Below are 12,576 nucleotides of genomic sequence, written 5' to 3'. Positions count from 1 at the left end.
TTAATTGACCAATCTTAATCTGTGGCAATAATTCGGCATACAGACATAAATAAAATAATTATCTGGAATAAATATGAAATTGAATGCTAAGAAACTTCTGCTTGCTACCAGTGTTGCAGCAGTACTTACAGGTTGTAATAGCTCATCAGACGATAAACCAAAAAACGATACCATTAGCATGGAAGTCCGTTTGATGGAAACCACTGATATCCATACAAACGTGATGCCATACAATTACTTTGAGAGCGCAGAACACAACGAAAACAACCTGCCTGAATGGGGCTTAGCACGTACTTCTTTAGTGATTGCTGAAACGCGTGAAGAAGTCGCCAATAGCATGTTATTTGATAATGGCGATTTAATCCAAGGTAGCCCAATGGGCGACTACATGGCAGCGCTAGGTGCTGAGCATCTTAAAGGTGAAAAGCATCCGGTTTACAAAGCGATGAACTATTTAGAATATGATGCAGCTAACTTAGGTAACCATGAGTTCAACTATGGCCTTGAATACCTAGATGAAGCGCTTAAAGGTTCAGATTTCCCTTATGTTAGCTCAAACGTATGGAAAGCTGATAGCTCGCTTGAAAAAGTCAGCAATGCAGCAGATGAATGTGAAGTACGCATTACTGAAGATTTTTATGACACCGCAGAAAATATGTATAACCCATATGTCATTTTAGACCGTGAGTTTATTGCCGAAAATGGTGAATCATACAATGTTAAAGTCGGTGTCATTGGCTTTACACCACCAGATATTATGGGCTGGGATGCTTCGCATCTAGTGTGTAATGTGATGGTTTCAGATATCAAGAAAACCGCTGAACATTTTGTGCCTATGATGAAGGCTGAAGGCGCAGACGTTATTGTTGCTATCCCGCATTCAGGCCTCAATGACAATAATGATGAGTTTGCTGAAAACGCAACCTTACACCTTGCTTATGTAGACGGTGTTGATGCCATTATGTTTGGTCACGACCACCGTGAATTCCCGAATGCAAATAATGAATACGGTGAAATTCCAGGGGTTGATCCTGAGCTTGGTTTAATTAATGGTATTCCAGCCATCATGCCAGGTTTCTGGGGTGCTAAGTTAGGGGTGATTGATCTTAAACTTAAATCTAGCGATGACGGCGAGACATGGACTGTTGACCATTCTCACTCTACAACCGAGCTGCGCTCACTAATTCCAAATGAGTCTGATGTTCTTATTGAAGATCTAGTAGTTGAAGAGCATGAAGGTACCGTTGATTACATGTCAGCAATGATTGCTGAAATCGATGTCAACATGAACAGCTTCTTCCCACAAGTGGTACCAGATTTATCCATGCAAGTGGTTAACCAAGCACAGCTTCATCAACTGAATAAATGGAAAGCAGAAGGCGAGTTTGCTGATGCATCTGCAGACGCTATTTTCATGTCTGTATCTGCGCCATTTAAATCTGGTCGTAATGGCGGCGCCGATTACACCAACATTCAAACTGGTGAGCTAACTAACGCTTCAGTTGCTGATATCTATGTATTTGATAACAATACCCCTGCCGTTTTAAAAATGACCGGTGCGGATATGAAAAACTGGATTGAGTGGGTTAACTCAAATGCTTATAACAGCTTACCATTAGCTGAAGGTGAGACTTTCCTTGTTGAAGGCTTCCCTGGTTATAACTTTGATGCCTTCTACGCTGGTTTTAACCAGTCAGGTGAAGGGCTACTTAAGTACACAATCAACGTTGAAAACCAATCAAAGTACACCAACATTAATGGTTGGGAATTTGATACAACAGACAGCAAGCAGTTAGTTGAGCTTACCTATAACGGTGTTGAAATTGCTGATGACGCAGAAATCTATGTGATCACTAACAACTACCGTGCATCTAACTCGCGTATGCCAGGTGTTGATAATGCTGAGCTAGTTAAAGAAGAAGCGGCATTTAATAACCGTGAATTGGTGCAGTTCTACTTAGCTGATCGTTTAGCTGAGCAAGAAGGTGATAACACCTTAGCCTTCCCGAACGCTAAAGTGTTTGAGCTTATCGCGCCAACGACAGAAAGTGTTTCATTTAGCTCAGCTAAACTTGAAGAAGGTATTCGCTGTGCAACTAATGAAATCACTGGTTTGTCTACAGACGGTGAAGACGGTACTAAAGAAGGTACTGAAGGTTTCACTATTTACAACTTTAACTTTGATTACAGCGGTGAATTTAACTGTAAAGCTAAAGGTCAGTAATGCTGATTTAGCGTTAAAGTTTAGCGTTAAAGTATAGAAAGTATAAAACCCTACTTAATGATCAGTAGGGTTTTTTTATGTGTTAAATTCAGTGATTTCTCGACATATTGATGCTGCTCACAGTTACGGAGCATCATTATTGCAGAGTGTGAACCACCTTAAGGTTTACCAGCGTAAAAGCACGTAGGTTATTACCATTGCTATTTTACTTTGCCGCTACAGGCAACTTTCAGTACAAGGATCTATCATGTTTGATTCAAAACCAGATAAAGCTTTTTTCGATCGCGCTAGTCAGTTTATTAATGTTGCTAATGAGTTCAATCAAAATCCCAAGGTAAAAACGGGTGAGGTAAGCGCTTCATTCATGTATTCCTTAACCCGCTACAATGCTTGGTTTGCTTCTACTGGTTTTGATAATGCCGAAGAGATGCAGCAGAAAAAAGCTGACATGGTGGCCTATTACACTGAAGAGTACCGCAAGCTGCTTGAAGGCAACATGGAAGATTACATCCAAAACTTTGACCATTACCGTAAAACACAAAAGTAAACCTGTTGCTGCACAGCGCAAGATTATGATTTAAAAAATCCACTATTAGAGTATCGTTAAGATAATCGACAGTGGATTTTTTTATCGTTAATTATCTTGGTGTTGACGATTAAGCCCTATCAAGTGTCTCATTTTATACTCCGAGTAATGTTAATTACCCCGGCAACAACGGCATCGCAGTTTTGTTTCTAATAGAAACGGGCAAGACAAGATGACCAAGTTCCTATATCGCGTTGTGCTTAGCCGTACTGAGTACTCTGCAACCTGCAATCATCAACACTCAACAATGTGAAATGGGCTCATCAATAGGTGCTATAGCGCTAATTGTTGCCGATGCAGCCATGCTACCGGATTGCCTAACAGTGGTAACTGCCATACACCATAATGCTCATCATCTTGTAGGCGGTAGTAGCGAATATCATTATCGAACAATAGGCTGCGGCGCAACGAGCTGTAGAAAGTGAACAGTTCGCCTTGTTTTCCTAAATGTTGATCTGGAGTGAGGTGTTGATGGTCAACGGTCATGAAAAATACACTTATGTTGTGACCTTCTTGCTCTATTTGTTGCTCATTAAATTGATAACGAGCTTGAAACTGTATCGATGCCCCATCGCAATTTAACAGGCTAATACAGGCATCAACCGTCATAATACCTGCTTTGTCTTCGTTGTAGAGCAAGGCCATCCTAAAATCGACTCTTACGATGTCACCAGATTCAGTCGGATAATAAATATAATTATTATAATGTTGCTCGGTTAATTCAGTTGTTTGTACAGCCGCTTTGGGTAAGGTTAATTGATTTCTGGACGGCGTGGTGGTGAGCTGTATCTTTTGCGTCAGCTGCTGTAGTTGTACTGAAGATATTAAGGCGTTATGGCTAACGGTATTGAGCAAGCCTGTTTGAGCGCAATCACCTTCTGGGCACATTGCTAAACTGTAGTAATGATTGTGTTGTCCTAGCCATTGGGGCTGGGATGGATTAATGATGGGCAGCGGCAATGAATCACAGTGATCTTCTGAGGTCGCCTCAATAACTGCTGTTAATGGATGCTGTTTGCATAACGTAAAAGGCAGGTTTACTGAAGACGGTTGCCATTGTCTATACCCTATAACGGCGATAATGATACTCAAAAATATCAATATAACCATAGCTTTGATGGTTAGGGTTGTACGGGGATTTTTGTTTTGCTTTGTGGCCTGTGGCGCGTTTAATGCGTAACCATGACGCGGAATGGTTTTAAGCTCTATTGACTCATCGCTGGCAAGCTTTCGTCTTAAGGTACTGATGCATTGATTGAGAGATGCATCAGTCGCATTGCGGTTAGGCCAACCAGCTGATTGTAAATCGGTTTTAGTGGCGACACCTTCAGCCAGTATTAAATGTTTTAATACTGCATTTTCTGAAAACGATAATGAGTGCTGCTCACCTGTTCTAGCATCCGTCAGGGTTTGTTTGTCAGAATCGAATAGCAAGTTGGCCAGCAACAACATGAAAATTCCTGAGTGGTTAAGAAGAGATATAATATAGCGGAATGTGGTTGATGTTGATGTGAAAGTGGTCAAAAAAAATGACCTTCCTCAAATAAAAGGGGCATAAATGCCCCTTTGGTGGAGTGATGATGAATTTGGGGATTAATTCAATTTATGCTGTTGTTTGAGTTTGTCTAATTTATGGCAAGTCACACAGGATTCTGTTTCCAGTTCATCCTTAGGGACACCAAAACGACCGCCATTTTGCTCCATATGCGCACGTACATGGGGCTTAATTACCATGGTATTGCTGTCTTCGTCATACCGCTTGGCATGGCATGAATAACAAGTTGCCGACACTGGGCTCACATAAGCATCGACGTTAACATCAGTGGCCGGATACGCTCTACTATCAGGATCATAAGTCAGATCCAATGCTAAAGGTTTACCTTCCTCAGTTAAACGCTCTGCACCAAAAGTGTCACCTTCATGACAACGGTAACAGTTGGCTTGGTTAGCGGGGTAATTTACTGAGCGGATCCAATCCGGTTGTTTCTGAGTTGCCCGCTGGTTGTTATGTAATGAATGCATCCAGATTTTATGATCTGGGTGACTCACAACGAGTTGCTCAACAAAGTCTTTGTCACCTTGCACAGTATGACGTTCGCGAATGGCTTGGGTCGGCGGAGTATTGGGATTATGACATGCGACACACGCATCAACGATATCAGCAGTTGAGGTGCCGTAGCCTTTACCGCGAGGTATCATAGGCTTAAATGCAATAGCTTCTTCACCATCATTACCGGAGAAACAGGTCGTATTCGCCAGCTCAAGATTTGATTCGGTCTTACGAGAGTGACAACCACGGCAATTTAGCTCGGTAGTATCCGTTTCTTCATTGTAACCATGACAAGAACCGCAATTTTTGTTTGACACAATTGGGCGACGTTTAATTTCATCACGCAGGCCATTGGCATCAAAGAACCAACGTTTGTTATAGGTAGCATTGCTCTTAACGCCTTCGGCACCACAGGTCGCTGCTTGACCTAAATCATCCGTACAGAAAAAGACTCGATTCGAGATAAAGCCATAATTGTCTGAGGTATCACCTGCAAAGGTATCATTCATCTCAATTGGCCCGACCCGGTAAACAAGGTTGCCATCAACTAATGCATGCACAGGCGTTAAGGGGCGTAATCCGCTTTGCTCTGACGTCATTCGCTTGGTGGTTTTACCGTAAACGGTATAGCCGCGGCCTTGTCCCATGTGACCAGCAAGCCCTATACCGTCTTGTTGCCCTTGGGTGAAATTAACATCAATGCCCCAGTTTACGTACAACTCAAGCCCGGTTAAATAATCCCAATCTTTTGCTTCTGTGCTAGTAAAAGGCAGCGCTTGGCCTTGTTGATCTTCAAGTCCAACCACGATTTCTGCAAATGATTCACCTTCAACATCAACAATCTTCGCATCGCTAATGTTGACATTCATTAGGCTGCGGCCAGCGATACCGGCATCGGCTTTGCCTCGGTGTTTATCATAGACATGCTCGGCACTATGGCAGCTTGAGCATTGGCTGTTATCACTCATACCGCTATGATCTATGTTGGCTTCTTCTAAGTTATGACAACTAGAGCAATTTTCACGAGTTGGCATTGTTTGCCAGTTTAACGCTTCAGTGTGTTCGGTTGTTTCTTCATTGTTGTGACAAGCTAAACAGTTACCAACGGTCTCAGAGCTAACACCAATATGAGCTTGATGAGCAATGATAGGCCATGTTTTATCATCATCGACTCTGCCTGCAGAGTGGCAAGCGGCACAGTTTTCTAGGCTATCACCGCCATGTTTAATGCTGGCAATGTCTTCATGACAGCTTAAACATGTTTGACTATCAACAATATTACGGGTGAACGATAGCTCAGAACCATCGACCATGTAATCAGTGTTTTGATATGTGGTCGGCACTAACTCAGTGCCATTTACGCGGAGGATAACGCGTTGAGGTAAGCTTGCATCATAGCCATTTGGAAAGTAACTGCTATCGGCTAAGTTGGTACCCATTGTGTATTGGTATTGGCCGTTAGCAAAGTCGGTTAGCTCTCCTGGGCACTCTTCATTGCAGGTTTCGTTGAGCAGGTATTGCCAAGCAGAGCTATCACCATTAATTGGTGCGAGTAACTGAGCGGCTTCAACTCTAATGCTGTTAATTTTTGTGACTGGCGTCCCTTGTTCATTTTCAGCAGAGAATTTAAGGGTAATATTACCTTCAGAGACAGAAATATCTTCAATATCGAGGGATAAAACCTTCGCTGAAGGGCTGCTAGGTGGTGGTGAAATACCGTCTTCACCATCACGGCCATCGTTACCACACCCTGCCATAACAAGAGCGGCTAGTGACATGCTATATGCCCATATGTGCTTTTTATTGTTCATCATGATCATCTTAATTTTAGGATTATTAGTATTGCTTCCGCCGAGGACATTAGCTAAAGATGCGCAGATTTGATGAGTGAACTGTTTTAAAAATAGAGTTTTTTAGAGGGTTTGGCCTGATTTTAGATATTTTTAGCTTTTTTAACTGAAGCTGTTGATGGTTTGGCTTTGAAATAGGGGCATTCTAATAAATAAAATCCACTATCAGAGTATCGTTAAGATAATCGACAGTGGATTTTTCTGATTCAGTTTTTTGATTTAGTTTGATGACTCATCACCACTAACTACTAACCACTAACCACTAACCACTAACCACTAACCATTAACCATTAACCATTAAGCCAATCAGCCTTTAATTTTATAGGCCCCAGTCGTGTTGAGTACCACGGTAATGGCAGCATCGCTGGTGTTTTTCCAATACCAGCCATGGGCACCTGCAAAAGGGGTGGTTAATGAGCCTGTCACTTTATCTGCAGTACTGATGTTGTAGCTTTCATAGTAGCCAGTGGTATCGCCTTGGGGCTCACCGTGAAAGTCAAAAAACAACGGCGCTTCATCAAGGGTGTGCCATTGATAGGTTAAATGAGTAAATTGATTGAGCAGTAATTTATATTCCAAGCCTTTGCCTGCAGGAATAACCACATTGACGCTATCCGATCTTACCGCTGCCGTTTTTCGGGCTTGTTTAATGTCGGCAACTAAGGGCGCGGTGACAATGACTAACGCTGCACTCTCTATATCATCTATATCATCTACACTTTCTGTATTTTCAACAGTCCCTATTTCAGCTGCTTGAGCTATTTTGGTTAACCCTAAGGCTTTGCCAATACCCGTCGGGTCGATATTGTATTCAGCAGGTAATATGGCTGTGAGCAGTACAATCGCGGCAATAACACCTGCAGCGATACTGGCTTTAATAAGCGTTGCTGTGGAGTGTACAGGAATAGTTATGGAGTGCACCGGAATAGCTATTGGCTGCAACTGTTGTTCATTATTGTTCATGTTTGTTCCTTAAAAAATGCGGTAAATGATGATGCATATTCCGGCTGATTAATTGATAAAATAGCCAGTTAATTGAAAGCCCACTAACATTAAGCCGCTGCTCATTAGCAAGGTATTGGCGGCGGTAGAAAACTGCAGGTAGCTTTTATGACGCCGCCATAAACTCATCACTATCAGTACTAACCCTAATGCTAAGAATTGGCCGATCTCAACGCCGACATTAAAGGCGATGATGTTGGCAACAAGTCCATCACTGGGTAGCTGAAACTCTTGGATCTTGGTGGCTAAGCCAAAGCCGTGAAACAGTCCAAAGATCATCACTGCAACCTTGGTATTAGGTTGAAAACCGAATAGGCGTTTAAAGCCGCCGAGATTATCAAAGCCTTTGTACACAATTGAAAATCCAATAATGGCATCGATAAGATAAGCATTAATCTGCACATCATTTAGCACCCCAAATAGCAGGGTTACACTGTGGCCGATGGTGAATAAACTGACGTAAATCAGCACATCTTTAGTGCGAAATAGAAAGAAAATCACCCCGACGAGAAACAGTAAATGGTCGTATCCAGTGACCATGTGTTTAGCGCCAATGTAAATGAAAGGGAAGATGGAAACGCCCTGATTTAAGGTAAGAAATTGCCGAGTGTCTTCATCAACACCATGGGCAAATAAAGAAAATGAAGCGAAAAGCCCCATGAATATCACCACCATTTTTATGGCAGTGGCCAGTGGTTGGCTCATTGTTGTAACTCCAATAAGTCACGCACAAATGCGCGTTATAAATATCGCTTTACGACTGAGCTCAATCATTGAAGCTCTGCTGAAATAACTCAGTTTGGCCTTGATGAATGCGCAGTCAGTTAAATCACTCTTATTACGAATATGATTATAAAGTCGCTGACTTATTGATGTGGTGGCGGGATTGGGGGAGAAAATTGGTGACTTTGATAATTGACTGGATTATCTGAAAGGGTGCTCGAATGAGAAAATTCAGCGGTAAAAGTGGATTCGAACGGTGGATGAGCTGCTGAGTGCGAATGGCTAGAATGTTCATGATCTGCAGCGGACTGAGCAGGGTGATTCGCCGTCAGTATTTCTGCCTGTGACTCAGTGGCATTAAAGAGCAGGTTAAGCGTAATGTCAGCGTCATGGTAAGGATGAGAGTGCCGTGATAAATGGGCATGATGATGAGCAAGCACAACACCTGATGGATGTTCTCCGTGAGGATATTGCACTGAGAATGCACTGCTCATGGTAAATAACTGACACAGCAATACCACTAACACTATCGACAGTGTCATTGGGGATAATGGCCTAGATTGAAATGGAAGTTTGGCCTGATGGTTATTGGAGTTCAGTTGTTTAAGCCTTGGCACCAAGTTGCGTCATTTATTCAGCTGATTTATTCAGCTGATTAAATCAGATAACCTCTAAAACTGCCAGTACAGTGATTATTGGCACGCTTAAGTAGGGCAAACTAGACTTGAACAGTCGTTCATTGTAAAATTGAGCAATCGTTCAATATAGTAACCTAAATACGTGATGAGAGTCCGTGGTTAGCGTCCGTAATAAGGGTAAGTTTATGAGTAAATTAGCCAAGTTTAATCGTGAAGACACGATTCAAAAAGCGGCCAACCTATATTGGCAAAAAGGTTTTCACGCCACCTCGATGCGCAACCTGCAAGAAGTGATCGATCTCCGTCCTGGTAGTATTTATGCCACCTTTGGCAGCAAAGAAGGGCTGTTTAAAGAGGCTTTACAGTACTATGCTCAAACGGGTGTTGAGATGCTAGCGAGATGTCGCGTCGATGCCGGCTCGCCACTGAAAGCATTAAAACTGTTTATTGAACGCTCTGTCATTTGTAATAAATCTGCAGCCCCGAGCGGTATGTGTATGTTGGTGAAAACAGTGGCAGAATTAACTGAAGACAATGCCGAATTATTAGCTGAAGCTAAAAGTGCCTTAGGGATGGTTGAGGCTGAATTTGCCGCACTACTCACTGAAGCGCAGCAGTTAGGTGAGTTAGATACGACTCAAGATCCACAGGCGTTAGCACGTTTTATTCAAGTGCAGATAATTGGTATTCGTACTTATGCCCATGCCAATCAAGATGACGATACCATTCAAACTCTCATTGATGGTGTATTTGAAAGTTCGCAATTAATGCCTGGCCATTAAAAAGCGTTTGATTGTTGCAATGGCAATGCAGCGGCTAGGGACAAAGAGCACTAAAGTAAAACCTCTAAATAAATGATTTTATTTTTAAGGGATGAATATGGCTATTACACTGGCTTTTGATGTTTATGGCACGCTAATTAACACCCATGGGCTGTTGGCACAATTGCAAACGCTGGTGGGTGATAAAGCCTTTGGGTTCTCAACTACTTGGCGCGAGAAACAATTAGAGTATTCGTTTCGCAGAGGCTTGATGAACAATTATGTTCCTTTTAGTGAGTGTACCCGCCAAGCGCTAGATTATACCTGCCTGTATTATCAAATATCTTTATCTTCAAGCCAAAAACAAGCCTTACTAGAACGCTATAAAACCTTGCCAGCATTTGCAGAAGTAAAGCAAGGCTTGCTGGCATTTAAAGCCCAAGGTTATCGGTTATTTGCCTTTTCAAATGGTACTGCCAAAGCGGTTGAGCAATTATTGCAAACAGCAGGCCTTATTGAGTTATTTGAAGCGATAGTGAGCGCCGATGAGATCAATACCTTTAAGCCTAATCCGGCTATTTATCAGCATTTTTTGCAAGTGTCAGGCTCAGTCGCCAGTCAAACTTGGTTAATCTCCAGTAATTCTTTTGATGTGACGGGGGCTATATCGGCAGGGCTTAAAGCAGCTTGGGTTAAGCGATCACCAACGGCGATATTTGACCCTTGGGAGATTCAACCCAATGTAATTGCCACTGATTTACTAGCATTAGATAATATGATGAGCCAATTTGCGATTAAAGAGACTTAACGCCGCAGTGATAACATTTACCAAAGCTTATTTAGCAGTGAAGTTAATGAGCCGTGCTCTAAAAGCTTAAAGCAGAACGGGATAAATCCCATCAACAGCGGGTTCATAAACTAAAAAACGGATGATATTTATCATCCGTTTATTATGTCATCGGCTTTAAAAAAGTCTCACCATTAGTTACTTTCTAACTCTGCCAATAGTTGCGTCAGTACCTGTTTATATGACTCAACCGGATGAGCGCCGTTTAAGGCACTAGTGCGGTTAAATATAACCGTCGGTACCGAAGAAATCCCCGCAGCGGTCCATTGGTTTTTTTCAGCGCTGATATGCTCTCTGATGTCGGGGTTGTCTAATAATGCCATAGCCTCATCGACGTTAAGCCCAATAGCTGCCAGTTCATTGGCCAATACTGCTCTATCTGAGACATTTTTATGCTCAGTAAAGTAAGCGCTAAACAAACGTAATTTCAATTCAGTTTGTTTATCAAAACCTTTGGCGTAATCCAGCAATATATGAGCATCAAAGGTATTAACGATATGCATATCGTCGCCAAAGTTAAACTCAAAATCGAATTCGGCGCCGCGCTGGGCAATATTTTCTCTGGCTTTGGCGCTATCTTCAGCACTTGAACCATATTTACGCGCCACATGTGCACGTAATTCTTCACCTTCTGTAGGCATATCAGGATTGAGTTCAAAAGGTTGCCACTCAAGTTCAACTTTGTCTTCTATCCCCAGCTCTTTAATGGCTTGCTGCAAACTCTTGTAACCGACCACACACCATGGACAAACTACATCTGAAACGATATCGAGTTTAATTTTATCTGACATATTACACCTGCCTTGCTATGTGATTTTGGACTTATGCTTTTCTTGGGCTTGTACTTAGGTTTGTACTTAGGTTCGAATTTAGAATTGTACTTGGATTTAGCTTTGAAAATGATTAAAGCTGATAATTATCAGCTTTAATGTTAACCGTAAACGTCTTACTTATTGGTGAGCGCTGAATTAGCGGCTACTTTTCCCAAGCAAATTGTTGAAAAGGCTTATCCACCGGAGTATGAGCAACATGGTTTACGTAGTTGCTAATGACTTTTTGTGACAGACCTAAAACGATTTCCAGTAACTGTTGCTGACCATAACCTGCTGTAAAGAAGGCTTCCATTTCAGCATCAGATAACAAGCCACGGTTACGCACCATCAACAATGTGGTGTCATGTAGTGCTTGTAATTTAGCGGTTGGCATTGCGGTGCGATTTCTCAGTGCTTCAGTTAATGCGCCATCCACTTTCATCATATGGGCGATGCCAGTATGGGCTGGTACACAGTATGTACAACCATGTTCAACATTAATGGTTTGCCACACTACCGTTAATTCTTCGGCATTGAAAGATGAGCTTTCAAATAGGTTATGCAGTGTTTGATAGGCCTCAAAGGTATTCGGCGATTCAGCAAGCACTCCATGAAGATTGGGCACCATGCCAAAGCTTTTTAAAGACTGTTCTAACATCGTTTTACTTGCTTGTGGTGCAGACTCGATAGTGTGAATAGTAAATTTGCTCATGATGATGCTCCGAATTTGAATCTTCTTATAAATAATTTAGTTCAAGTCAGTTAGCTCTAGTAAAAAATAGGGGGTAACTTCATTGTGTGAAATAAATATAGACTTAATTGAACGATCGTTCAAGATTTATTTTGAACGATTGTTCAAAATAAAAAGTGTTTTGCGATTAATGCATTGAAAAAGCGTAGATTTAAGTTTAATTTCTCGACGTAATTGTTGAGTGATAGCCATTTTTTCTCAGGGCAAAGATAAGCATAAGGGCTTGAGGGAAGTTATTGATACTGAGCAATCGTAAACTTGAAGCTTATATCAACTATTAGGCGGCGACTTTGATTGGATTCAGTTTGGCAGCAAGCTATGATTAGTTTAAT

At 41.9% G+C, this 12,576-nt stretch carries 11 protein-coding genes; 4 read left to right on the top strand and 7 right to left on the bottom strand.

All coding sequences use genetic code 11. From position 1 onward, the window contains the following. The first annotated feature begins 73 nt into the window (after nucleotides 1–73). Nucleotides 74–2,224: a bifunctional 2',3'-cyclic-nucleotide 2'-phosphodiesterase/3'-nucleotidase gene (locus Q4557_RS09525; RefSeq protein WP_303412327.1), complete on the top strand. Its 2,151-nt coding sequence runs from the start codon at nucleotides 74–76 to the stop codon at nucleotides 2,222–2,224. A gap of 247 nt (nucleotides 2,225–2,471) precedes the next feature. Next, the gene (locus Q4557_RS09520; protein ID WP_102475801.1) at nucleotides 2,472–2,771 is read left to right on the top strand and encodes a DUF3144 domain-containing protein; all 300 of its coding nucleotides are present in this window, start codon (nucleotides 2,472–2,474) and stop codon (nucleotides 2,769–2,771) included. A gap of 312 nt (nucleotides 2,772–3,083) precedes the next feature. Here Q4557_RS09520 and Q4557_RS09515 read toward each other — a convergent pair whose 3' ends face one another. The 5 genes from Q4557_RS09515 to Q4557_RS09495 all read right to left on the bottom strand — a co-directional run bounded on the left by Q4557_RS09515 (nucleotide 3,084) and on the right by Q4557_RS09495 (nucleotide 8,977). Continuing rightward, nucleotides 3,084–4,262 carry a winged helix-turn-helix domain-containing protein gene (locus Q4557_RS09515; protein WP_303412323.1) on the bottom strand — a complete coding sequence of 393 codons (1,179 nt, stop codon included), beginning with the start codon at nucleotides 4,260–4,262 and terminating at the stop codon, nucleotides 3,084–3,086. A 141-nt stretch (nucleotides 4,263–4,403) separates the two neighbouring features. After that, a complete protein-coding gene (locus tag Q4557_RS09510; RefSeq protein ID WP_303412321.1) occupies nucleotides 4,404–6,638 on the bottom strand; it encodes a cytochrome C in 2,235 nt (744 codons plus the stop codon). Nucleotides 6,639–7,016: 378 nt separating this feature from the next. Next, nucleotides 7,017–7,673, bottom strand: coding sequence for a hypothetical protein (locus tag Q4557_RS09505; protein ID WP_303412319.1), 657 nt, complete (start codon nucleotides 7,671–7,673; stop codon nucleotides 7,017–7,019). Between the two features lie 48 nt (nucleotides 7,674–7,721). Further along, entirely contained in the window at nucleotides 7,722–8,417 is a 696-nt protein-coding gene (locus tag Q4557_RS09500; RefSeq protein WP_303412317.1) for a HupE/UreJ family protein, read from the bottom strand. A gap of 161 nt (nucleotides 8,418–8,578) precedes the next feature. Further along, nucleotides 8,579–8,977 (bottom strand): hypothetical protein, encoded by a 399-nt coding sequence (locus tag Q4557_RS09495; protein WP_303412315.1) that lies wholly within the window; start codon nucleotides 8,975–8,977, stop codon nucleotides 8,579–8,581. Between the two features lie 281 nt (nucleotides 8,978–9,258). On the opposite strand from Q4557_RS09495, the gene Q4557_RS09490 reads away from it, so the two are divergent. Both Q4557_RS09490 and Q4557_RS09485 read left to right on the top strand, forming a co-directional pair. After that, nucleotides 9,259–9,855: a TetR/AcrR family transcriptional regulator gene (locus Q4557_RS09490; RefSeq protein ID WP_303412313.1), complete on the top strand. Its 597-nt coding sequence runs from the start codon at nucleotides 9,259–9,261 to the stop codon at nucleotides 9,853–9,855. A gap of 97 nt (nucleotides 9,856–9,952) precedes the next feature. Further along, the gene (locus Q4557_RS09485; protein ID WP_102530826.1) at nucleotides 9,953–10,642 is read left to right on the top strand and encodes a haloacid dehalogenase type II; all 690 of its coding nucleotides are present in this window, start codon (nucleotides 9,953–9,955) and stop codon (nucleotides 10,640–10,642) included. A gap of 173 nt (nucleotides 10,643–10,815) precedes the next feature. On the opposite strand, the gene Q4557_RS09480 is transcribed toward Q4557_RS09485, so the two are convergent. Together Q4557_RS09480 and Q4557_RS09475 are read right to left on the bottom strand one after the other, a co-directional pair. After that, nucleotides 10,816–11,472 (bottom strand): DsbA family oxidoreductase, encoded by a 657-nt coding sequence (locus Q4557_RS09480; protein ID WP_303412310.1) that lies wholly within the window; start codon nucleotides 11,470–11,472, stop codon nucleotides 10,816–10,818. Between the two features lie 184 nt (nucleotides 11,473–11,656). Then, nucleotides 11,657–12,205 carry a carboxymuconolactone decarboxylase family protein gene (locus Q4557_RS09475; protein WP_102440313.1) on the bottom strand — a complete coding sequence of 183 codons (549 nt, stop codon included), beginning with the start codon at nucleotides 12,203–12,205 and terminating at the stop codon, nucleotides 11,657–11,659. Nucleotides 12,206–12,576: the final 371 nt, after the last annotated feature.

The sequence above is a fragment of the Shewanella sp. 5_MG-2023 genome (assembly GCF_030547465.1).
In the GTDB taxonomy this organism is placed as follows: Bacteria; Pseudomonadota; Gammaproteobacteria; order Enterobacterales; family Shewanellaceae; genus Shewanella.
The sequence above is the reverse complement of the archived record's forward strand: the minus strand, read 5'-3'. Positions and strand labels throughout refer to the sequence as shown.